Genomic DNA, 21,679 nt, shown 5'->3' with positions numbered 1-21,679 from the left:
AACGTGACGACGCTCCCGCTGCTCGTCCCCCCAGCCGGTTCCCCGCCGGGCCCCTCGTTCGTTTCCTCGTTCGTTCCGCTGCTCGTCGCGGTCATCGGTGGCTACCTTCTCGGCTCGATCCCGGTGGCGGTGCTGGTGGCCGGGCGGCGCGGCGTCGATCCCCGTGAGGAGGGCGACCGCAACCCCGGCTTCTGGAACGTGCGCGAACGGCTCGGGGCGCGGGCGGCGGCGCCCGTCTTCGCCGGGGACATGGCGAAGGGCGTGGCCGCCGGGCTGCTCGGCCTGGTGGCCGGGGGCGCCCACACGACGGCACTGGGAGTGGTCGCCGGGCCGAGCGTTCCCCTGGCGTACCTCGCGGTGGGAGCGGCGATGCTCGGCCACGCGTGGCCGGTCTTCGCCGGGTTCCGCGGCGGGCGGTCGGTGCTGACCTTCGCCGGGGGGATGGCCGTGATCTGCCCGCCCGCGTTCGTGCCGGCGCTCGCCGTCCTGGCGGTGACGCGGCTGGCCACCAGGTCGTTCGCGCTGGGAGCCAGGGCCGGGGTGTTCGCGCTCCCGGTGCTGCAACTGGCCTTCGCGCCGATCGGGCACGTCGCCGCGACCGGCGCGCTGATGTGCCTCATCGGTCTCCGCTTCGGGCAGGCGGCGCTGGCCGCCCGCCGTCCCTGACCGGCATGGTGGGGTAGGAGCGGTCGCGCCAGGTGCGCACGGGCCGCAGCGTCGCCTGCGTCAGCCGTACGGCGGTCGCCGGGTCGAGCAGCAACGACAGCGCCACGCCCGCCCCCGGCCGGGCGTAGGCCGGTCGCAGGGCCGTTGTGAGCAGCAGTCGCACGGCGAGCAGCCCGAGATCGAGCCGGGTCGGCCGTCCGGCGGCCAGGCGGAGCACCGGCAGCGCGGCGGCGAGCCAGACGACGGCGAGGTCGGCGGCCTGCCAGGCGGGGCGGGTGACGTCGCCCAGCGGCAGCGACCGTCCCCATTCCCGCCACACCTCGGCGGCCGACTCGTGCATGTCGACCTCCAGCAGATCCCGGGCGTCGAGGAAGCCGACTCTCCAGCCGTCCGCCGCGAGCGCCCTGGCCAGGGCGACGTCGTCGGTCATGTGCCGCCGCACCCGGGCGAAGCCGTCGGCCCGGAGCATCGCCGCACGGCGGAAGGCCAGGCACTGGCCGTTGGCCATGACCCGATGCGGGGGCGGCGGGGCCGGAGGACCGATCGGGCCGAACCGGTACACCAGCGTGGCGAGGAACGAGGCGTGCAGCGCCTGCTCGGCGAGTCCGTCGCAGACGAAGCGCGGACCGGCGCTGACCAGGTCGTGGTCGTCCAGCGCGGCGGCCAGCGCCGCGCACAGGCCGGGCCGGGGCCGCGTGTCGGCGTCGAGGGTCATGACGATCTCGCCGCGCGCCTCCCGCAGCCCCTGGTGCAGCGCCCACTGCTTGCCCACCCAGCCGTCCGGAAGCGGCCGTCCCGGCACCACGCGCGCGCCGTGCGCGGCGGCGAGCCGGGCCGTGCCGTCGGAGGACTCGTCGTCCACCACGATCACCTCGATGACGGCGGGGTCGGCCAGCACCGCGCGCAGGCAGGGCGCGAGGCGGTGCTCCTCGTTCCTCGCCGGGATCACCACCGATATTCCCCTGCCCCCACCGCCCGGCGTCCCGCCGCTCCGTGCCCCGCGATCCGGCGCCCCACTGCCGGGTGTCCCGCCGCCTTGTGGCTCGCCGCTCAGTGCCTCGCTGCTCAGCGTCCCGCCGCCCTGTGTCCCGCCGCGGGCGGCCGATTCTGATGCGGCGACTTCCCGGCCGTCGGGGCCCGCCGTTTCCGTGCGCGCGGCGGGCGGGCTGAGCGGGGGCAGGCGCCGGCGTCCGCGGGCGAGCCGCGCCAGCACCACGAGGGCGGCCGCCGCCTGGGCGGCCCCGAGCACCCACCGGCCGGTCGTCACGGTCTCGCCCTTCCCCGTCACGGTCTCGCCCTTCCCCGCCGCGGGCCGGAACGGGAGAGGTCGCGGGCCACGAGTTCGGCCACGATGCGCCCGCCCATCGCCACCAGCGGCAGGCCGCCCCCGGGGTGCGCGGTCCCGCCGACGAGGTAGAGGCCCCGCCGGGGCCCCCGGTTGCCGGGACGGCGGAAGGAGGCGAACGGGCCTCCGTACGCCCCGCCGTAGATCGCCCCGCCCCAGGCGCCGTACCGGTCCCGCAGGTCGGCCGGGGTCAGCAGGTCGAGGAAGCGCAGCCGCCCGGACAGGTCGTGCCCCCGGCTCGCCAGGCGCTCCAGGACGAGTTCCGCGTACGCCTCGGGCGGCATCGGCCATCGGGCCGGGTCGCCGGCCGGGACGTTCACCAGCATGCTCCAGCTTTCCGCGCCGTCGGGCGCCATCGTGGCGTCGTGCCCGGACGGGCAGCCGATGTAGACCGTGGGGTCCTCCGGCGGCCGTCGCCGGTCGAAGATGTCGCCGAACTCCCGCCGGTAGTCGCCGGAGAACACGATCGAGTGGTGGGGCATGCCCTCCGTGCGGCCCTCGACGGCGGCGAGCATCAGGAAGGCGGACGAGGACAGGCCCAGCCCGGCGATCCGGCGCAGCCGGGTGCGGTCGGGCAGCAGCCGCCCGTAGAGCGCGGCCGCGTCGGCGTTGACGACCACGACGTCGGCGAGAGTCACCTCGCCTCCGGCCGTACGGACGCCGTGAACCCGGTCCGCGCCCGCGATCACCTCGGTGACCTCGGTCTCCGTACGGACCTCCACGCCCGCCTTGTCGAGTGCCGCGGCCAGCGCGTCGGCGATGCGGGGCAGGCCGCCCCGGACGTACCACCCGCCGTCGCCGTGCTCGATCGCGGGGACGCAGCCGAGGGCGGCGGGCGCGCGGTAGGGGTTCGATCCCGCGTAGGTCGCGTAGCGGTCCACGTACTGGCGCAGGCGGGCGTCCCGGAAGAAACCGCCCGCCAGCGCGTCCAGGGTGCGGCCGGGCGCGACCGCGAACAGGTCACCCAGCCGTGCCCGCGGAACCTGCCCGCCCCGCCAGGGGGCCGGTGGCTCGACGACGGGCCCGGTGAGCGGCCCCACGAAGAAGGTGCGCATCGCGGCGTCCAGGCAGCGCTCGGCCCAGCGGTGGTAGGCCCGCCAGTGGCGGCCCTCGCCCGGCGCGAGCCGGTCCACCTCCCCGGCCGTACGGCCCGGGTCGCGGTAGGTGGACAGCACCGAGCCGTCCGCGAAGCGGTACCGGCACAGCTCGTCGAGTTCGAGCAGGTCGAGCGGGATGCCGAGGTCCAGGAAGAGGCCGGGCAGCGTGAGCAGCGAGGGTCCGATCGAGAACGTGAAGCCGTCGCGCCTGTGCTCGGCCAGCTTGCCGCCGAGCCTGGGCAGCCGCTCGTGGATCCGCACGTCGTGCCCGTCCCGCGCGAGCAGCAGGGCGGCCACCATGCCGCCGACGCCGCCACCGACCACGATCACTTCCGCCATGTGCCCCTCCAGGCGAGCAGCGCGCACATACCCATCGCGGCCCCTCCGGCGGCGGCCACCAGCAGGTCGGGCGGCCGGAAGACCACGGCGAAGCCGACGGTCTCCATCACCGCCATCACCGTGTAGAGGGCGACCAGCCCGGTGGCCCCCGCCCGGGCCGCCGTCCCCGGCGCCGCCGGGGCGGGGTGGTGCGCGATGCGTTCGATCAACGTCATGACCAGGAGCGAGACCAGCAGCCACCCGGCGAAGTTACCGAGCGGCACACCGCGGTACGGCCCGGGCTCGGCCCAGACCCACAGCCCGAGCCTGAGCATCTGGGGGTCGAGGAAGAGGTCCCACGCGGTGAGCGCGACGGCCCCGAGGCAAACCCGGCCCGCCACGCCGTACGGCACGGCCCGGGCGGCGGCAGCACGACCGGCCGCGGCACGACCCGCGGCAGCACGGGTGGCGACGGCGTGGGCGGGGACGGCGCGTCCGGGGACGGCACGGGTGGCGACGGCGTGGGCGGGGACGGCGCGTCCGGGGACGGCACGGGTGGCGACGGCGTGGGCGGCCAGGCCCATGCCGCCCCACGCGAGGGCGACGATCAGCGGGACGCCACCGGGCCGCGGCCACAGCACATCGGTGTAGTGGTAGTCGCCGAAGGGCAGGCCCGTCCTCGTGCCGATCCACTCGGCGGCGTAACCCGCCGCCACCGCCGCCCCGAACGCGCCCGCCGCCCTAGCTGGGGTCGTGGCCGCGGACGCGAAGGCGAGCGCGCTCGCCGCGATCAGCACCACGACCACGGTGGTCAGGCGCAGGTCGTCAGGCCGCAGCCCGGTCGCGATCTGCGCGGCCACCATGACGCCCAGCAGCGCGACGCCGACGGCGTTCAGCCACCACCCGCGTCTGCGGGCGCCGCGCGGCGCGGGGGGCGTGCCGTCCGCCTCGGCCGCCCGTTTCTCAGCGGTCTCCCATCTCTCCACGTACGGTCATTCGATCGGACGCCGGCGACCGGATGCCCCGGGCGGGCACATCCTCATATCACCGCCTCGATCGCCGACGACCCGAAGGATTCCGACGCCTGGGCGGCGCTTCGGGCCCGCCGCCGGTCAGGCCGGTGGGGCGGTGCTCCCGCGTACGACCAGGTGGGTGGCGAGCTCGATGCGGTGGTGTTCGGACGTGTCGCCCGCGCTGACGGCCATGACGAGCTCCGCGGCGGCGGCGCCCATCTTGGCCAGCGGCTGATGGACGGTGGTCATCGGCGGGTCCGTCCAGTGGGCGAGCGGCAGGTCGTCGAAGCCGACGACGCTGAGGTCGTCGGGCACGCGCAGCCCGGCCCGCAGGGCCGCCTGGTAGACCCCGAGTGCCTGCAGATCGTTGCCGGCGAAGACGGCGGTGGGCCGGTCGGGGAGGGCGAACAGCGCCCGCGCCTCGGTACGGCCGGTCTCCACGTAGAGCGGGCCGGTCCGCAGGAACCGGGGGTCGACGGGCACGCCCGCGGTCTCCATGGCCGCGCGGTAGCCGTCGAGCCGGGCGCGGCAGCACATCAGCGCCGCCGGGCCGTTGATCATCGCGATCCTGCGGTGCCCGAGCTCCAGCAGGTGGCGGGTGGCCGACAGGCCGCCGTTCCAGTTCGTCGCGCCGACCGAGGGGACGCGATGGCTTGGCTCGCCATGCGGGTCGAGCGCGACGAGCGGGATGGACCTGCTGGCGAGCTGCGCGTACTCGTGGTCGCTCAGCTCGGCGGAGACGGCGATCACACCGGTGGGGCGCCGGGCCAGGACCTCCTCGATCCACTCGCGGTGCGGGGAGTTGTGCCCGTGCATGTCGGTGACGGCCACGGTCAGGCCGTAGGACTGGGCGACCTCGTTGACACCACGGATGAGCTCCAGCGCCCACAGGCTGTCGAGAGCCTGGAAGAGGACCTCGACGATGGCCGCGGACTCGGTCCTCTCCGGCCTGCGCTGCCAGCCGTGCTCGCGGATCAGTTCCTCGATCCGGCGCCGGGTGGCGACCGACACGCCGGGGCGTCCGTTGATCACCTTGGACACGGTCGGCGGGGACACCCCGGCCAGCCTGGCGATCTGCGCGACCGTGATCTCCTGGCGGCGCCGCGGTCCTAGCTCGGTGGGAAGGCTTGTGCCGGTCACACGCGAAAGTTTAGAGAGTCCGCGAAAGCGTTCGTGAAATATTCAGAATCATTCGTCAGCCCGATGCGATGACCTGCGGGTGCGAAACGCGTGATGACTGAGGAATGTCTCACGGCCACGTCTCCCCCTCATGATGCGGTCACGAAACATAAACGCCGGAGGTGTTAATCATGAAGAAGCCAGGATGGACACGTCGCCCACGCGCGGCGCTGTCCCTGGCGCTTGCCGTCGGCGCGGCGTCGTTCGCCGTCGTGACCGCGACGAGCCCGGTGCACGCCGTCACGCGACCGCCGCTCGGGCAGAACATCAAGGTCAACCAGGTCGCCTACGCGCCGGGCGCGGCAAAGCAGGCGACCGTCGTCAACTCCTCCTCCTCGCCGCTGACGTGGAGCCTGCTCAATGGCTCCGACCAGGTGGTGGCGACCGGGACCACGACCGTTTTCGGGCAGGACGCGCCGTCGGGCGACACCGTTCACAAAATTGACTTCTCTTCGTACACCGGGACGGGCACGAACTTCGTGCTCACCGTGGGCAACGAGTCCAGCCGGCCCTTCGACATCGGCGCGGACGCCTGGAAGAAGCTGCCGTACGACGCGCTCGCGTTCTTCTACCACCAGCGCAGCGGCATCGCGATCAACGGTCAGTACGTGGGAAGCCAGTACGCCCGGCCCGCCGGGCACCTGAACGTCTCGCCCAACCAGGGCGACAACAACGTGCCCTGCCGCACGAGCTGCGGGTACACCCTGGACGTCCGCGGCGGCTGGTACGACGCCGGCGACCACGGCAAGTACGTGGTGAACGGCGGCATGTCGGCGTGGCAGCTCGTCAACGTCTACGAGCGGGCCAAGTATGTCTCCGGCGCCGATCCCGCGGCCTTCGGCGACGGCACCATGGCCATCCCGGAGCGGGGCAACGGCGTGCCCGACATCCTCGACGAGGCCCGCTGGGAGATCGACTTCATGCTGAAGATGCAGGTCCCGGACGGGAGGCCGCTGGCGGGCATGGCACACGCCAAGATCCACGACCAGGCGTGGACCGGCCTGCCGCTGCGGCCCGACCAGGACCCCCAGCCCCGGCTGTTGTCGGCGCCCACCACCGCCGCCACGCTGAACCTCGCCGCGTCGGCCGCGCAGTGCGCCCGCGTGTGGGCCTCCATCGACTCGGCCTTCTCCAGCCGCTGCCTCACCGCCGCCGAGAAGGCGTACGCGGCGGCCAGGGCCAACCCGTCCATCATCGCCCCGAGCAGCGACGACCAGGGCGGCGGCTCGTACGTCGACACCAAGGTGACCGACGAGTTCTACTGGGCGGCCGCCGAGCTGTACGTCACCACGGGCAAGCAGACCTACCGCGACGGCCTCACCGGCTCGTCCCTCTACTACGGCAAGAGCTTCTCCAACGAGGGCGCCCAGTGGTCGGAGGTCGGCTCGCTCGGCGACATCACGCTCGCGCTCGTCCCGAACGGCCTGACCTCCACGATCGGGACGCAACTGCGCAACCGTTTCGTGAGCAACGGTGACACGTTGCTCACCGCGATGCGCAACCAGGGCTACCCCGTCCCGTTCGCACCGTCCGGCGGAGGCTACATCTGGGGCTCGAACAACCTCATCCTCAACAACGCCGCGCTGCTCGCGCTCGCCTACGACTTCAGCGGGCAGGAACGCTTCCGCAACGGGGTGTTCGAGACGATGGCCTACGAGTTCGGCCGCAACCCGCTGGGCCAGTCGTACGTGACCGGGTACGGCGACCAGCCCTCGCGCAATGTCCACCACCGGTTCTGGGCCCACCAGCTCGACTCGTCGCTGCCGATCGCGCCACCCGGCGCGCTGGCCGGCGGCCCCAACAGCGGGCTGCAGGACCCGGTCGCCCAGGAGAGGCTCGGCGGGTGCAAGCCGCAGAGGTGCTACCTGGACGACATCAACGCCTGGTCGGTCAACGAGGTCGCGATCAACTGGAACGCGGTGCTGGCCTGGGTGAGTGCCTGGACCGCGGAGAAGGCCGGCACCTCCGTGAGCCCGTCGCCCTCGGCTTCCCCCTCGGATTCGCCCAGCCCCAGCCCGTCACCGTCCCCCTCACAGAGCCCGTCCCCCTCTCCTTCGCCGAGTCCCTCCCCGTCGCCTTCGCCTTCGCCTTCGCCTTCGGCGAGCCCCTCCTCGTCCCCTTCACCCTCGGCGAGCACCGGCAAGGCGTGCACCGCGACGTACGCCGTCACCAGCCAGTGGCCCGGCGGCTTCGGGGCGACCGTCACCGTGACGAACACCGGCACCATCGCCACCAGCGGATGGACGGTCGCCTGGACCTTCCCCAACGGCCAGACGATCACCCAGCTCTGGAACGCCTCGCACACGGTGAACGGATCGAACGTGAAGGCTACGAACCTGTCCTGGAACGGCGCGCTCGGCGCCGGCGCCTCCGCCTCGTTCGGCTTCAACGGCTCCTGGAACGGCGCCAACTCGAATCCGTCCCAGGTGACCTGCACGGCCGTCTGACGAGCACGGGCCCCGCGCGGCGACCCGCGCGGGGCCACCCCGGGTGGTCGCCAGGGCGGTGGTCACCAGTGGTGGCCCGGACGACACGGCTGGCGTCCCCGGCCCGCCGGTCCGTGACAGCGCTGATTCTTCAGGCGGCGTGCTGGTAGGCGGAGTAAGTGAGGTAGCCGGCGTCGCCGCCCTGGTACCAGGTGGACTCGTCGTGCGGTGCGATCGGCAGCCCCTGGCGCAGCCGCTCCACGAGGTCGGGGTTGGCGATGAAGGCGCGGCCGAAGCTGATCAGGTCGGCGCCGCGCTCCAGCCAGTGGTCGGCCGCCACCCTGTCCGTCTGCCGGGGGCCCATCGGGAAGACGGGGTTGACGATGAGCGTGCCAGGCCAGGCCTTGCGCAGCCCGACGAGCACCTCCTCGTCGGCCGTGGCCTCGAGGTGGACGTACGCCAGGTCCAAGGGGGCCAGTTCGGCGAGCAGCGCGCCGTACAGGCCGGGAACCTCCGCGTCCTCCGCGCCCCAGAAGCCGGCGCCGGGCGAGAGGCGGATCCCGGTCCGGTGGCCGCCCACCGTCTCGACGGTCGCGGACACCGCCTCGACGGCGAACCGGATGCGGTTGGCCACCGAGCCGCCGTAGGCGTCGGTTCGCAGGTTGGCGGTGCTGGAGAGGAACTGGGCGATGAGGTAGCCGTTCGCGCCGTGCAGCTCCACGCCGTCGAAGCCGGCGTCGACCGCCCGGCGGGCGGCTTCGGCGTAGGACCGGGCGTGCTCGGGCACCTCGGCGGTGGGCAGCGCCCGCGGCACGGGCGCCGGCTTGGGTCCAGCCGGGGTGAACACCTCTCCCGGGGCGGGGACGGCCGACGGGGCCACCGGCCGCATGCCCGTGGTGTCGGGGTGGGAGACGCGGCCCCCGTGCATGATCTGGGCGAAGACACGACCGCCGTTGGCGTGGACCGCACCGGTGACCGGCCGCCAGGATTCGGTCTGCTCGTCGGTGTACAGGCCCGGGGTGCCCGGATTGGACTGCCCGACGAGGCTCGGCTGCACCCCTTCGGTCACGATCAGCCCGGCGGTGGCGCGCTGGGCGTAGTAGGTCGCCATGGACGGCGTCGCCAGGCCGCCCGCGGCCGCGCGTACGCGGGTCATCGGGGCCATCACCACGCGGTTGGGCAGAGTCAGCGCGCCGAGACGGTAGTGATCGAACAGGGACGTCATTACTGCGTGCCTCTCAGGTGCTTCGTGGATGGTCACGTCCGCCGGCTGGACAGGACCACGCTAGAACCTGACACTGACGTTAGATGCAAGTGTTTCGAGTGGAGATTTTCCCAGGGGGAGGCTCGATGCGGATCGGGGAACTGGCGGCACGGGCCGGGGTGAGCGTCCGGTCCCTGCGTTACTACGAGGAGCAGGGCCTCATCACCAGCACCCGCAGCGCCGGTGGCCAGCGCCACTACGCCGACGGCGACATCGAACGGGTGGCGTTCATCCAGCGCCTGTACGCCGCGGGGCTCTCCAGCCGTACGATCGCCGAGTTGTTGCCGTGCGTGGAGTCGCCGAGCGAGCAGAACTCCGCCGAGGCGTTCGAGCGGCTGGTGCGGGAGCGGGACCGGATCAGCCGGCACGTCGAGGAGCTCGTGACGGCCCGCGACGCCCTCGACCGGCTCATCGACGCCAACCGCGCGCACCACGGGCGGCTCGCCGCCGCCCGCTGACCCTCGGGGACGCGCCGCCGTCGTGCGGGTGGGTGAGCCCGTACGGACGGCGGCGGACCCCCGTGGTCACCAGCGGTGGTGGACCTGGGGGCGGATGAGGTCGTCGTAGATGTTGCGGACCTCGTCCTGCGCCTCGGCCGTGAGGGGCGGGAACTGCGCCGCGGCGGCGTTGGCCTGGGCCTGCTGGGGGTTGCGGGCGCCGGGGATCACGACGCTCACCCCCGGCTGGTCGATGATCCAGCGCAGCGCGAACTGCGCCAGCGTCATGCCCTCGGGCACGAGTCCGCGCAGCCGGTCGACGGCCTGGAGGCCCACGCCGTACTCCACCCCGGAGAAGGTCTCGCCGACGTCGAACGCCGCGCCCTGGCGGTTGAAGTTGCGGTGGTCGTTCTCGGCGAAGACCGTCTGCGGGCCGTACTTGCCCGACAGGAGGCCGCTGGCCAGCGGGACCCGCGCGATGATGCCGACGCCGGCCTTCTCCGCGGCGGGCAGGACGTCTTCGAGCGGCTTGAGCCGGAAGGCGTTGAGGATGATCTGCACGGTGGCCACTCCCGGCCGCGCGATCGCGGTCAGCGCCTCGGCGACCGTCTCCACGCTGACGCCGTACGCGGCGATCCGGCCCTCGGCCACCAGCGTGTCGAGCCCGTCGAAGACCTCGTCGGTGTCGAAGACCGTGCTCGGCGGGCAGTGCAACTGCACCAGGTCGAGCGTGTCGACGCCCAGGTTCTCCCGGGAGCGGTCGGTCCAGGCGCGGAAGTTGTCCAGGGTGTAGACGTCGGGGGTCTGCTGCACCCTGCGGCCCATCTTCGTGGCCACCGTCAGGCCGGGCCGTTCTTTGATCAGCTTGCCGATGATCTTCTCACTGCGGCCGTCGCCGTACACGTCGGCCGTGTCGATGAAGGTGGTGCCGGCCTCGACCGCGGCGTTCAGCGTGGCCAGCGCATCGGCCTCGCTCACCTCGCCCCAGTCGGCTCCGAGCTGCCAGGCGCCCAGCCCGACCACGCCCACCTGCCTGCCTGTCCTGCCCAAAACGCGCTGCTCCATGACGTCAGATCGTAGCGGGGCAGCTCAGGGAGCAGGCGGCATGGCCTGGAGGTGGCGTACGAACCAGTCGCGGGCGAGCCGCGCGACCGTCTCCAGGGCGCCGGGCTCCTCGAACAGGTGCGTGGCGTGGGGCACGACCTCCATGCGGACGTGCGCGGTGAGCGACTCCATCGCCTCCCGGTTGAGGTCGATCACGATGGGGTCGCGCTCCCCCACGATCAGCAGCGTCGGCTGGCGCACCGTCCGCAGCGCGTTCCCCGCGAGGTCCGGCCGCCCTCCGCGGGAGACCACCGCCTGTACGACGCCCGGCCGGGTGGCGGCGGCGACGAGCGCGGCCGCGGCGCCCGTGCTGGCCCCGAACAGCCCGACGGGCAGGCCCCGGGTGAGGTCGTCGCCGGGCAGCCGGTCGGCCAGCGCCCCCACCCGCGTGGCGAGCAGGCCGATGTCGAACCGCAGGTGCCCGGTGAAGGCGTCGGCCCGCTCCTCGTCGGCGGTGAGCAGGTCGGCGAGTACGGTGGCCAGCCCGGCCCGCTGCAGTTCCCCCGCCACGTAGCGGTTGCGCGGGCTGTGCCGGCCGCTGCCGCTGCCGTGCGCGAACAGCACCACACCCCGCGCGTCCCGCGGCACGGCCACGTCCGCGTCGAGGACGACCTCGCCGACCGGGATCCGCACACTGAGCTCGACCTCGCTCATCGCAGCCCTCCCTCTACGCCGCGCCTTCGCGGGCCATACCCCCCGCGAATTACGACAAAACGGACATCAGGTGGTCAGGCGCCGGCGCGGGAGGGGGCCGGCGGGCGCGGCTCCGGGATGAGGCGCACGTCGTCGGGCAGGCCGGTCACGTGCGGCACGCCGCTGCCCTCCCGGACGTCCAGGTCGACCCGCGTCCCCGCGAGGTGCATGCCGGAGATGTGCAGGTCGCCGAACCCCTCGGGCAGCGCGGGCGCGATCCACACCTTGCCGTGCGGCACCCAGGGATCGATGCGCAGCAGCAGGCGCACGAGCTGGATCGGCGCGGCCGACGACCACGCCTGCGGGGAGCACGAGGTCGGGTACGGCACCGGGAGGCGGAACTCCCCGCGGTCGAAGCCGCAGAACAGCTCGGGCAGCCGGTCGCCGAAGGCCCGGGCGGCGTCGAGCAGGCCGCAGGCCACCCGCTGGGCCTCCTCCACGAAGCCGTACCGCATGAGCCCGGCCGCGGCGAGCGCGCTGTCGTGCGGCCACACCGACCCGTTGTGGTAGCTCATCGGGTTGTAGGCGCCCATGTCGGAGGCGAGCGTGCGGATGCCGAAGCCGGTGAACATCCGGGGCGACAGCAGGTGCCCGGCCACCGACGCCGCCTTGTCCCGGTCGACGATCCCCGACCACAGGCAGTGGCCCATGTTGGAGGCGAGGGCGTCGATCGGCCGGCCCTCGTGGTCGAGCCCCACGGCGAAGTAGCCGCGGTCGGGCAGCCAGAACCGCTCGTTGAACCGGGCCCGCAGCTCCGCGGCCCGGCTCCGGTAGTGCCGCTCGGCATCGGCGTCCCCGGCCTCGCGGGCGAAGTAGTGCCGGGCGACGTAGGCGGCGTAGACGTATCCCTGCACCTCGGCCAGCGCGATGGGCGGCCGGGCGAGGGTTCCGTCGGCGAAGTTGATCCCGTCGAAGGAGTCCTTCCACCCCTGGTTGACCAGGCCCTGGTCGGTCTTGCGCCGATACCAGAGGAACCCGTCACGCGTGCCGTACCGCTCGATCCACTCCAGCGCGGCGTCGGCGTTCGGGAGCAGCCGCCAGGCCGCCTCGGAGTCGAGGCCCCAGCGGCGCAGCTCGCCGAGGAGGACGACGAACAGGGGGCTGGAGTCCACCGAGCCGTAGTAGGCGTGCCCGCCCACGCCCGCGGCCGCGCCGTCCTGCCGGGCGCCGTACCGCAGCTCGTGCAGGATCTTGCCCGGCTCCTCCTCGGTCATCGGGTCGGTCTTCGTGCCCTGCAGTGAGGCCAGCCGGCACAGCGTGCCGTACGCCAAGCCGGGGTCGAGCGGCAGGACCAGCAGCGAGGTGAGCAGCGAGTCGCGGCCGAACAGGGTCATGAACCAGGGCGCTCCCGCCGCCACGCTGGGCGGCAGGTCGGGGCGCTCGGGATCGAACAGCCGCAGCGCGCCGATGTCCCGGTGGGACTGCCGCAGGATCGCGCCGAGGGCGGCGTTGGAGGTGGTGACCTCCGGCAGGCTCTGATCCCACTCGAACAGCCGCCCCGCCTGCTCGGCGAGCGCGGGCGTCAGCCGCTTGTCGCAGTACCACGCCTCGGTCTCGCCCCCGTCGATGATCGGGTTGACCTTCAGCGCGGCCCTCCACTCGCCCCGCGGGGGAACCACCGCCCGGAACAGGAGCATGCGCGGGGCGGGCACCGCCAGGACCGGGGTGTCGCCGGCTTCGGCCGTCACCCGCGCTCCCCGGGCTCTGCTGACGGAGACCATGCGCAGCGAGCCTTCCTCCGTCGCGGTCGTCACGTCGGCCACCCAGTGCACCCTGTGGGTCTTCACCTCGAACAGGTCGCACACGTCGGATCCGACGAGCAGGGTCACGACGAGGCCGGCCGGCTCGAGGGACATGTTGCGGATGACGAGGTCCTCCGACAGCCCTCCGCCGACGTACCGGTCGCGCGTCACCAGCAGGGTGCTCTCCGCCTGGCCCGGCCGCCGCGGGGCCCGGCCGAGGAACGTCGCGTGGTACGGCTCGCCGGTGACGACCTGCAGCTCCTCGATCGGGCCGTCGTCGACGCGCAGCTCCCACTGCGACAGCAGCCGGGTGTCGGCGTAGTAGATCCCCTGGGCCGATCCCGGCAGGATGTCGCCGTTGCGGGACGACACGCAGAACGAGCCCCCGGCCACCAGCGTCACGGCGCCCGCGCCGATGGGGCTGGGCTGCCCCTCGAACGTCCACCCGCCCGTCATGCCGACCCCCCGGCCCGCCCGCCCGTCAACGGTGCCGTCATACCCTCTGGGTACGCCGGTTTTCACCTGATATCGCCGCTTATGTCGGGCAGGGTGTCCTGTCAGCCCAGTCTTCGAGCCGAGTCGGCCGGATGGTGCCGGGGTCGTGAGGCTGGTTGAGATCCGCGACGATCTCCGCCGGCACGGTGGTGCCCGCAGCTCGGTAGAAGAAGATCTCAATGCGGCGTGGCCGGCCGGTGTGGCGCCCCAGCGTCGTGATGCCGATGATCCGTTCGCTGGTGCCTGCTGCGGGTGTGATCTCGATGGCTCGCCGGATGTGATCGGGCAGGTGCGACAAAGACGCGTCACGTGCGGAGTCGTTCCATCCGGTCGTGTCTGGACTGCTCATGCGGTCTCGGTCTGAAGGGCGGGCCCGAGGAGGAGCCCACCGTCGATGACGTACTCCGACCCCGTGATGAACGACGCGTCTGATGACGTGAGGAACAGGAGAAGCCGGGTGACGTCGGTCGGCTCTCCAAGTCGGGGGATGGCGAACGGCTCGGGTGAGTAGAAGTCGGCGATTGCCGCAGTGGCGCCGGCTGCTGGTTCTTGGATGAAGGGGGTCGCGATCACGCCAGGGTGGATGGTGTTCACGCGGATGTGGTCCCGGCCGAGCTCGAGCGCTGCCGTTCGGGTAAGGCCTCGCACGGCCCACTTGCTGGCGACGTACGGCGCGTAGTGCGCCGTGCCGCCCAGGCCCATCGTCGAGGCGATGTTGACGATGGCTCCCCCTGTTGCGCGGCGCAGAGCGGGGGCGGCGACCTTGATGCCGAGGAAGGTCCCTGTGAGGTTGATATCGAGGATGCGCGACCACGTGGCCTGGTCCGTGTTCTCAATCGGCGCCGGCGGGTTCTGGACGCCCGCGTTGTTGACGAGCACGTTCAGGGCGCCGAAGGCGCTCTCGGCGGCTAGCACAGCAGCGGACCACGAACTCTCGTCGGTGACGTCGAGGCGGGTGAAGTGAGCGCGGGTCCCGAGCTCGTCGGCGAGAGCGGCGCCACGTTCGGTGTCGACGTCGCCGATCACCACGTTCGCTCCCTCCGCGTGAAAGGCGCGTACGTGGCTTGATCCCTGGCCACCGGTCCCACCGGTCACGAGCACGGTCTGGTTGTCGAAGCGGTTCATCCGATGTTCCTTCGGTAGGTGGGTGACTGACCGGGATCATCGGCGATGAACGGCCGGCCGATGGCGAGCCGAGCGACTCGCCACTCGTTCGACACTAGGTTGGGGGCAGTGGCGAGTCAAGCCACTCACCTCGTATGCTCAGTCCATGAGCAGGGTCGTACCGACGTACCACCAGCGCGTCGCCCAGGAAAAGCGCGCGCTGATCGTGACGGCCGCGACCGCACTGTTCCTCGAGTTGGGCTACGACCGGACATCGCTGGCGCGGATCGCAGAGCGCTCGGGTGTCTCGCGGGCCACCTTGTTCAAGCAATTTCCGAGCAAGGCCGCCCTGTTCGACGCCATCGTCACCGAGTCCTGGTCAACCGCTGACGAGGAGGATCCTCCGCCGGCAGGCAACGTCGTTGACGGGCTCAGCGCCATCGGTCGCCGTTACGCCGAGCTGTTGAGCCGGCCCCAGATGACCGACCTGTTCCGGATCGTCATCGCCGAGCTGCCGCGGTTCCCGGAGCTGGCCCATGCGCAGTTCTCGCACGGGAAGATGCCCTACTTTGAGTCCGTACGCAGCTACCTCCTGGCTGAGCACGAGGCGGGAACGGTGCGGGTCGAGGACGTGGACCTCGCAGCCACCCAGTTCCTGGGCATGATCTCCAACTACGTCTTCTGGCCAACGCTCCTGGTGCCGGGCTGGGAGGTGAGCGCCGAACGCGTCTCCCAGGTAGTCGACGAGGCCGTCCGCACCATCGCCGCACGGTACGCCGCGACCGGGCCGGGGGCGTCCACCAACGACTGAGTCCCGCCGCCACGAGCCTTCCGGGCTCCGCCGGAACGCCCACAACAGCGGGGTCCTGCCGGTTTTACCCCCTCATGACCTGGGGTTTTCTAGTCTGCCGTCATGCGCAGGTGGGTGAGTGCGGAGGGACACGAGGTGGACTCCGTCGTCATCGAGGGCCGGTGCCTCCTGCGGGTGCGCCATCTGGGGTATCACGTCGGCTTCTGCGCCACCGTCGAAGAGGTGGCCGCCCACGTGGACCTGGCCGACCTGGTGGAGGTCGTCGACCTGCGACGGCCCGGCCGCCGGCGCGCACGGCGATGAGGGGTGAGCCGGTCCCGGCCGGCTCACCCCTCTGTCGGTTCACCCCTCGGTCGTCTCACTGCCGGCCACGCGGCGGTGAGGATCAGCCCCAGCCCGGCATCGAGAAGGGATCGGCGCTCCTCGGCCTGGCCTTGCCCTTGGCCCTGATCACGCTCTTGGCCCCGGTGGTCGCCTTCGCCGGCCGGAGCCAGGCGTCCGCCGCCTCGTCGTCCTCCTTCTTCTGCCGGCCGGCGGGCGCGCCGGTCAACTGGTCGCCGGACAGCTTCGCGTACGTGGGCTTCTGCGCGGAGGGGTGGAGGAAGATGTCCCGCGGCGCGTTCTGGGCGTTGTCGCCGCTGTTGTCACCGCTGTTGTCGTCGCTGCTGTTGCTCTTCGCCGGCATGGTGAACATGCCGCCGTTGCCCAGCGGCATGAAGCCGCTCGTCTCGCCGGGCTCCTGACCGGCGGGCCCCTGGTTGTCGCCCGCCTGGCCCGCGCCCTGCGGCGCCCCGGCCGCCTGGTCGCCGACCGCCTGGCCGTCGGCGTTCTGACCCTCCGCGGCCTGCCCCGCGTCCTGCGGCGCCGCGCCGGCCTGGCCGGCGTTCTCCGGGCCGTTGGCGGCCGGGCCCATGTTCTGCGGTCCTCCGGCCGCCGGGCCGCCCATGCCCTGGGCGTCGGACGCGTCGTCCGGCGAGAAGTACGGGCCGACCTTCGCGCCCTTGTCCAGGATCTCCAGAGCCTTGGACGCGACGAAGTCGGGCTCCTCCGGGTGGTTCATCGCCATCGCCGCGATCTGCTTGCCGGGCGACAGAGGCTCCTTGGCCGCCATCGGGCTCTGGTCGGCGGGCGCAGGCCCCGACAGGAGCGCCGCGGCGAGTATGGCAGTAGCTATAGGCATGAGTAATTCCCCCGAATATTGGTGGACGGTACAAGAACGAAGGTAAGCGCCCGATGCCGGGCGTTCACGGACCCGACACTCAGTGTCCGGTCAAATAAGAGAATCGGCCGCTTCAGGACATAGACCGCCGAAAAAAACAAAAAAAGGGGGGGTGTGCCGCAGGCGGCACACCCCCGGAAGACGCCGTCGCCGGACGGCGGCCGGTCACTTCGGCATGAGGACCTTGTCGACGAGGTAGACGGTCGCGTTGGAGGTGGCGAGGTTCCCGCAGGTCACGGCGGCGTCGTTGACCTTGAAGCTGGGCGCCGCGCCCGAGACGGTGAGCTTGCGGCCTTCCAGGCTGGTCAGCTCGCCGTGCAGGTCCGCGGGCGCCTTCCGTCCCTTGACCACGTGATAGGCCAGCAGCGCCCGGAGCGACTTGCGGTTGGTCAGCAACTGGTCGAGCTGGTTCTTCGGAATCTTGCCGAACGCCTCGTTGGTGGGCGCGAACACGGTGATGTCCTGGGCGGAGTTGAGCGTCTCCGCGAGCCCGGCCTTCTTCACCACGCGGGCCAGCGTGGAGAGCGACGGAATGTCGGAGATCGCGGCGCCCACCGGCACCTTGGCCAGTTCGGCGGGACTGCCCTTGCCCGAGGCCGGGAGCGAAGCGCAGGCGGGCCCGACCGGCGACGCGGACACCGGTGCCGAGGGCGTCGCGGAGGCGCCCTCGCTCGGCTCGGCGCTGGTGCTGGGGGTCTCGGTGGTCATGTCGGTGGCGGTCTCGTTGACGGCGACCGGGGCCGCGGAGTTGCCGCCCTGGCTACCGCACGCCGCGGACATCGACAGCGCCGCGGTCAGCGCGGCAAAGGCGAGCAGACGGGTATTCATGATCGTGTTTCCTTAGTGGTGGAAAGGTCGTTGCTGGGTGGCGGGGCGGGCACACGGGCCTGTCCGTCAGGCCGTCTCGGGCGCGTGGTTCACCAGCCGCGCGGCCACTGCTGCTGCCGGGGGCGCTGGATCACCTTCTTCCGCACGTGGACCGCCGGGAACGACCTGGCCTTCTGCACGCCCTGAACGGAGTGGAAGGTGAACGGCTTCGGCGCCTCGCCCGGCTTGCCGGACACCGGCTGGATCACGACGTCGCGCGTCTTCGGATCGATCAGCGGGATGACCGAGGTGTCCCCCGACGCGGCCTGCCCGACGGGCGCCACGCCGCCGGCCATCGCCTTCGGCCGGACGACGTCGCCGTCCGTACCCGGCTGGACACCCGGCTTGACGTGCAGGCCGGGGGCGTCCGGCAGGTCCGGGCCGCTCTCCGGAGCGGGGCCCGCGCCGCGCCCGCCCGCCGTTCCCCCGGGCGCCATCCACGGCGGCGCCTGGGGAAGCATGAACGGAAACTCCCCGGCCTGCGGCGTCCCGCCGGGTGTGAGAGCGACTGGTCCCGCCGGCCGCCACTGCGGCGTGGCGTCGTTCGTGTCCGCGGCGGCCGTCGTCCCGGTCGGAGCCGGGTCCGGCGGCACGACGGCCGGCCCAGAGAGGAGGGCGGCGGCCAGTACGGCTGTGCAGAGAGGCATGAGACTCCCCCGAGGTCATGGATGGTACGAGCACGACGGTAAGCGCCGCACCAGGGAGTGATCACGCATCCCACGGCCAATGTCCGGTCAAGCATGGTGATCGGGCGCTTCACCCGAAAAGATCCCGTCGCGCCCTGCAAGCGGCCCGCGCGACGCACGGCGCGGCGGCGCGAATCATCGGGGGTTCGGCGCCCCGGGAAAACGCCGGGAAAACGGTACGGAGATCAGGGGGCCAAGGAATCGCCCTTTTCCTGGAATGTCATCCCGAGTGGCGGTGGGACGAGGGGGTATGCGCGGGCCCATGAGTGACAAGCGCGAATCCGAGGAACCGAAGGTCGGCGACGAGGTGACCTGGAAGAGCCACGGCGGGACCGCCGAAGGCAAGGTCGAGAAGAAGATCACCGAACGTACCGAGGAGGCCGGCCGTACCGTGGCCGCGTCCCCGGAGGAGCCGCAGTACAAGGTGCGCAGCGAGAAGAGCGGAGGCTCGGCCGTGCACAAGCCCTCGGCCCTGCACCCCAAGAAGTGAGCCCTGAGAGGTGAGCCCCGGGAAGTCAGCCCAAGAAGTGAGCGCAGGAAGTGCCGCCTGGAGAGGTGACCCCGAGAAGTGGCGCCGCCGGGAGGTCCGGCGCCGGGCGGGCCGGAGGCCGCGCCCGGCGCGTCACGTACCTGCTCTAGCTGAGCGTCTTCTTCCAGTGGAAGCCGCCGGGCAGGTTCACCGTGAGGGTGCGGCGTCCGTCCGCCGTCTTGGTCACGCGGAAGGCGCGGCCGCCGTAGCTGTGGCCCACACCGCTGCGCGACAGGTTGAGTCTGAAAGGCCCCATCTTGACTGACTTACGGTAGCTCCAGCCCATCGTTTTCCCTCCGTGTTTTCCGTGCCCTCGCGACTACCCACAGAAGCGATCAGCACACGCGCTCGCACGGAGGAGCATGTCAGGACGCACCGCCGCCGTCGTCGCCGTACAACCCCTGGTCACAGGGCGGGAACCTTTGTCTGGTGCAATGACGCGACGGCGACAGGGACCGTGTAAAAACGATGCCTATGGCTAAGGATGGGGACGAGGAGCCGATCGCGGACGACCTGGAGGCCGTCACGTCCGCGGTGCTCACCGCGTCGCGGGTGCTCGTCGCGATCTCCGCACGTTCCCTCGCCGCCGCGGAGGACAGGGTCACGCTGCCGCAGTTCCGGATGCTGCTGGTGGTCGGGCAGGGCGAGACCAAACTGGTGACGCTGGCCGAGAGGCTCGGCGTGAACCCCTCGACCGCGATGCGGATGGCGGACCGCCTCGCCGCCGCCGGGCTGCTGAAGCGTGAGGTGAACCCGCAGAACCGGCGTGAGACGCTGCTGCGGCTGACCGGCATCGGCCGGCGCATCGTGGACGAGGTCACGGCCCGGCGCGAGGCGGAGATCGCGGCGATACTCGCCCGGATGCCCGCCCCCCGGCGTCAGGCCCTGATCACCGCCATGCGCGAGTTCACCGACGCGGCCGGCGAACCACCCACGACCGCATCGTTCCCGCTGGGCTGGCCCGACCCGTCCTCCTGACCCCGCGCCCTGGGCGCTCGATCACCCTAGACGCCCGCCGGAGCCCGGCCGGGTACGCGGCAGCGGCGCACCCATCGGACCGGGGCTTGCGACCCGCTCAGCACCCGGAGGTGGCGCGCTCACCCCGAGACCGCGGCCGGGTCAACACCCAGAGACGGCGCGCTCACCCCGAGACCGCGGCCGGGCCGACGTCCAGAGGCGGCGCGTTCACTCCAAGGCCGCGGCTTGCTCAGCGCTGCGGCCTGCTCAGCATCCGGAGGCGGCGCACTCACCGGGGATGAGGCCGCCGGGGTCGCCGGCCGTCGAAGGCGTGTCGTCGTCCCGGCTCGACCCGGTCCCCGTGCCGCCCTTCGTGCCGCCGCCCGCCTTTCCGGCCGGCGCGGTCTTCGCCTGGCCCGTGCCGCCGGCCGCCTGGTCGCCGGACCCGTCCGCGCCGGAGCCTGTGCCGGAACCTGTGCCCGCAGTGTCTCCGGCGGGCGCCTGTGCGGAGCCTCCGTCCGCGCCACCGCCCTCGGAGCCGTCCGCCGAGCCGTCCTCGGATCCGGCGCCGGAGTCCGGCCCGGAGTCGGCGGGGTCACCGGCGCCGTTCTCCTGCGCCGGGGCCGTCGCCTGCCCGGCAGTGCCCGCGGAGGGGCCGCCGGCGTCCGTGGCGCCGCGCAAAGCGAAGCCCGCGCCCGCCGCCGCGAGTACGGCGACCAGGATCACGGCGACGACGACGAGGGGCTTCCTGCTCTTCGTGCCGGATGGTTCGTCCTGACTGGAGAGGACCTCCTGACGAAACTGATCATCCTGGCTCGTCGGTGAGGGGACGCGCCCGTACATGTGAGACAACTCCCAGCGGTCGGATCGGGGGAAAGCTCCACGGCTTCCGCGGGTGGCTGCCCACCTTAGCCGCGCGAGTCACCGAATTTCACAGACACCCGCAAACGATCTCAAACTCCCAGAATGTTCCCAGGCGTCTCTCCGGCCGGTCAGCCGAGATAGGGGAGATGGAGCGGCTCCTGAGCTGCGGCCGGGCCGGGCACCCCGGCCCCGGCGGTCTCCCGGCCGCGCCGCTCGCCGCCGTCCCCCGCCTGCCGCGGGCCGCCCTTGCGGTGCCGCCCGCCGGACGTCGCCGCCGCGGCGGCCCTGAACCGCAGGCCGGTCACCGCGGTCGAGACGAGCGCGAACAGCAGGCCGGCCGGCAGGACGGCGTCGCCCGGCGAGAAGACCGCGCCCAGCGACTGCCCGTGGCTCGCGGCCATGTTCCGCGTGGCCGACGCCGCCCCCTGGACGGCCGCGTCCGCCGCCCCCTGGACCGTGGCGTCCGCCGCCACCGGCTGGACGGTGACGGTCACCTTCGGGGTCGCCTTGACCTTGCGCGGCAGGCCGTACCCGACGATCTTGCTGGAGTCGCGCACCTTGCGCTTGAGCCAGACGCCGTCGACGTTGCCCTCGATCGTGTGGACCTTGCCGCCGACGACCTTCTCGACGATACCGACGTGGTCGATGTCCTTGATGCGCTTCGACCCCGACCAGGCGAAGAAGACCACCGCTCCCGGTTCCGGCTTCCGGCTCCAGGCGCCCTGCTGCTCGAACCACTTGGCGTGCTTGGTGGTCAGCGCGAACTCGCCGACGTGGTCCCGCACGCCCGCGCGGTCGGCCGCCCACGAGACGAACATGTCGCACCAGGGAGCCGCCTTGAAGTCGGAGTCCATGGCGATGTT

At 72.3% G+C, this 21,679-nt stretch carries 23 protein-coding genes; 7 read left to right on the top strand and 16 right to left on the bottom strand.

Features of this window, described 5'->3' with window-relative positions:
- The first annotated feature begins 3 nt into the window (after positions 1-3).
- Positions 4-666 (top strand): glycerol-3-phosphate acyltransferase, encoded by a 663-nt coding sequence (locus F5972_RS30700; RefSeq protein WP_225312042.1) that lies wholly within the window; start codon positions 4-6, stop codon positions 664-666.
- Here F5972_RS30700 and F5972_RS30695 read toward each other — a convergent pair.
- The 4 genes from F5972_RS30695 to F5972_RS30680 all read right to left on the bottom strand — a co-directional run bounded on the left by F5972_RS30695 (position 617) and on the right by F5972_RS30680 (position 5,579).
- On the bottom strand, positions 617-1,954 hold the full coding sequence (locus tag F5972_RS30695) for a glycosyltransferase (RefSeq protein WP_225312041.1): 1,338 nt from the start codon (positions 1,952-1,954) through the stop codon (positions 617-619). The two genes, F5972_RS30700 and F5972_RS30695, sit on opposite strands and share 50 nt — an antisense overlap.
- Positions 1,951-3,447 (bottom strand): phytoene desaturase family protein, encoded by a 1,497-nt coding sequence (locus F5972_RS30690; RefSeq protein WP_225312040.1) that lies wholly within the window; start codon positions 3,445-3,447, stop codon positions 1,951-1,953. Before F5972_RS30690 ends, F5972_RS30695 begins: the two co-directional genes overlap by 4 nt.
- On the bottom strand, positions 3,435-4,412 hold the full coding sequence (locus F5972_RS30685; RefSeq protein WP_150938544.1) for a carotenoid biosynthesis protein: 978 nt from the start codon (positions 4,410-4,412) through the stop codon (positions 3,435-3,437). Before F5972_RS30685 ends, F5972_RS30690 begins: the two co-directional genes overlap by 13 nt.
- A 126-nt stretch (positions 4,413-4,538) precedes the next feature.
- Positions 4,539-5,579, bottom strand: coding sequence for a LacI family DNA-binding transcriptional regulator (locus F5972_RS30680; protein WP_204288001.1), 1,041 nt, complete (start codon positions 5,577-5,579; stop codon positions 4,539-4,541).
- A 170-nt stretch (positions 5,580-5,749) separates the two neighbouring features.
- On the opposite strand from F5972_RS30680, the gene F5972_RS30675 reads away from it, so the two are divergent.
- On the top strand, positions 5,750-8,065 hold the full coding sequence (locus F5972_RS30675) for a glycoside hydrolase family 9 protein (RefSeq protein WP_150938541.1): 2,316 nt from the start codon (positions 5,750-5,752) through the stop codon (positions 8,063-8,065).
- 130 nt (positions 8,066-8,195) lie between these two features.
- Here the strand turns inward: F5972_RS30675 and F5972_RS30670 are convergent, their stop codons facing one another.
- A complete protein-coding gene (locus F5972_RS30670) occupies positions 8,196-9,269 on the bottom strand; it encodes an alkene reductase (RefSeq protein ID WP_150938539.1) in 1,074 nt (357 codons plus the stop codon).
- Positions 9,270-9,394: 125 nt separating this feature from the next.
- Here F5972_RS30670 and F5972_RS30665 point away from each other — a divergent pair, with 125 nt between their 5' ends.
- Positions 9,395-9,766 carry a MerR family transcriptional regulator gene (locus F5972_RS30665; protein ID WP_150938537.1) on the top strand — a complete coding sequence of 124 codons (372 nt, stop codon included), beginning with the start codon at positions 9,395-9,397 and terminating at the stop codon, positions 9,764-9,766.
- A gap of 66 nt (positions 9,767-9,832) precedes the next feature.
- On the opposite strand, the gene F5972_RS30660 is transcribed toward F5972_RS30665, so the two are convergent.
- The 5 genes from F5972_RS30660 to F5972_RS30640 form a co-directional block, all read right to left on the bottom strand.
- Positions 9,833-10,810 carry an aldo/keto reductase gene (locus F5972_RS30660; protein ID WP_150938535.1) on the bottom strand — a complete coding sequence of 326 codons (978 nt, stop codon included), beginning with the start codon at positions 10,808-10,810 and terminating at the stop codon, positions 9,833-9,835.
- 24 nt (positions 10,811-10,834) lie between these two features.
- Positions 10,835-11,503, bottom strand: coding sequence for a dienelactone hydrolase family protein (locus tag F5972_RS30655; protein WP_150938533.1), 669 nt, complete (start codon positions 11,501-11,503; stop codon positions 10,835-10,837).
- 74 nt (positions 11,504-11,577) lie between these two features.
- Positions 11,578-13,740 (bottom strand): amylo-alpha-1,6-glucosidase, encoded by a 2,163-nt coding sequence (locus tag F5972_RS30650; protein WP_150938531.1) that lies wholly within the window; start codon positions 13,738-13,740, stop codon positions 11,578-11,580.
- A gap of 79 nt (positions 13,741-13,819) precedes the next feature.
- Complete coding sequence (locus tag F5972_RS30645; RefSeq protein ID WP_150938529.1) at positions 13,820-14,128, bottom strand: hypothetical protein; 309 nt, start codon at positions 14,126-14,128, stop codon at positions 13,820-13,822.
- Positions 14,125-14,904 carry a glucose 1-dehydrogenase gene (locus tag F5972_RS30640; protein WP_150938527.1) on the bottom strand — a complete coding sequence of 260 codons (780 nt, stop codon included), beginning with the start codon at positions 14,902-14,904 and terminating at the stop codon, positions 14,125-14,127. Before F5972_RS30640 ends, F5972_RS30645 begins: the two co-directional genes overlap by 4 nt.
- A 145-nt stretch (positions 14,905-15,049) precedes the next feature.
- Between F5972_RS30640 and F5972_RS30635 the strand changes: the two genes are divergently transcribed.
- Both F5972_RS30635 and F5972_RS30630 read left to right on the top strand, forming a co-directional pair.
- Positions 15,050-15,694 carry a TetR/AcrR family transcriptional regulator gene (locus tag F5972_RS30635; RefSeq protein WP_150938525.1) on the top strand — a complete coding sequence of 215 codons (645 nt, stop codon included), beginning with the start codon at positions 15,050-15,052 and terminating at the stop codon, positions 15,692-15,694.
- Positions 15,695-15,796: 102 nt separating this feature from the next.
- Entirely contained in the window at positions 15,797-15,997 is a 201-nt protein-coding gene (locus F5972_RS30630) for a transposase (RefSeq protein ID WP_150938524.1), read from the top strand.
- Positions 15,998-16,079: 82 nt separating this feature from the next.
- Here the strand turns inward: F5972_RS30630 and F5972_RS30625 are convergent, their stop codons facing one another.
- The 3 genes from F5972_RS30625 to F5972_RS30615 all read right to left on the bottom strand — a co-directional run bounded on the left by F5972_RS30625 (position 16,080) and on the right by F5972_RS30615 (position 18,427).
- Entirely contained in the window at positions 16,080-16,874 is a 795-nt protein-coding gene (locus tag F5972_RS30625) for a hypothetical protein (RefSeq protein WP_150938522.1), read from the bottom strand.
- 204 nt (positions 16,875-17,078) lie between these two features.
- On the bottom strand, positions 17,079-17,741 hold the full coding sequence (locus tag F5972_RS30620; protein WP_150938520.1) for a fasciclin domain-containing protein: 663 nt from the start codon (positions 17,739-17,741) through the stop codon (positions 17,079-17,081).
- Between the two features lie 89 nt (positions 17,742-17,830).
- Positions 17,831-18,427, bottom strand: a complete 597-nt coding sequence (locus tag F5972_RS30615) for a hypothetical protein (RefSeq protein ID WP_150938518.1) — start codon at positions 18,425-18,427, stop codon at positions 17,831-17,833.
- Positions 18,428-18,728: 301 nt separating this feature from the next.
- Here F5972_RS30615 and F5972_RS30610 point away from each other — a divergent pair, with 301 nt between their 5' ends.
- Positions 18,729-18,956: a hypervirulence associated TUDOR domain-containing protein gene (locus F5972_RS30610; RefSeq protein ID WP_150938517.1), complete on the top strand. Its 228-nt coding sequence runs from the start codon at positions 18,729-18,731 to the stop codon at positions 18,954-18,956.
- A gap of 145 nt (positions 18,957-19,101) precedes the next feature.
- Here F5972_RS30610 and F5972_RS30605 read toward each other — a convergent pair whose 3' ends face one another.
- The gene (locus tag F5972_RS30605; RefSeq protein ID WP_150938515.1) at positions 19,102-19,281 is read right to left on the bottom strand and encodes a DUF4236 domain-containing protein; all 180 of its coding nucleotides are present in this window, start codon (positions 19,279-19,281) and stop codon (positions 19,102-19,104) included.
- Between the two features lie 188 nt (positions 19,282-19,469).
- Between F5972_RS30605 and F5972_RS30600 the strand changes: the two genes are divergently transcribed.
- Positions 19,470-19,973, top strand: a complete 504-nt coding sequence (locus F5972_RS30600; RefSeq protein ID WP_150938512.1) for a MarR family winged helix-turn-helix transcriptional regulator — start codon at positions 19,470-19,472, stop codon at positions 19,971-19,973.
- A gap of 246 nt (positions 19,974-20,219) precedes the next feature.
- On the opposite strand, the gene F5972_RS30595 is transcribed toward F5972_RS30600, so the two are convergent.
- Positions 20,220-20,795: a hypothetical protein gene (locus tag F5972_RS30595; protein WP_150938510.1), complete on the bottom strand. Its 576-nt coding sequence runs from the start codon at positions 20,793-20,795 to the stop codon at positions 20,220-20,222.
- Between the two features lie 149 nt (positions 20,796-20,944).
- On the bottom strand, positions 20,945-21,670 hold the full coding sequence (locus F5972_RS30590; protein ID WP_150938508.1) for a CHAP domain-containing protein: 726 nt from the start codon (positions 21,668-21,670) through the stop codon (positions 20,945-20,947).
- Positions 21,671-21,679 lie beyond the last annotated feature (9 nt).

Origin of the sequence: Microbispora cellulosiformans, assembly GCF_008728085.1 — a bacterium.
In the GTDB taxonomy this organism is placed as follows: Bacteria; Actinomycetota; Actinomycetes; order Streptosporangiales; family Streptosporangiaceae; genus Microbispora; species Microbispora amethystogenes.
The sequence above is the reverse complement of the archived record's forward strand: the minus strand, read 5'-3'. Positions and strand labels throughout refer to the sequence as shown.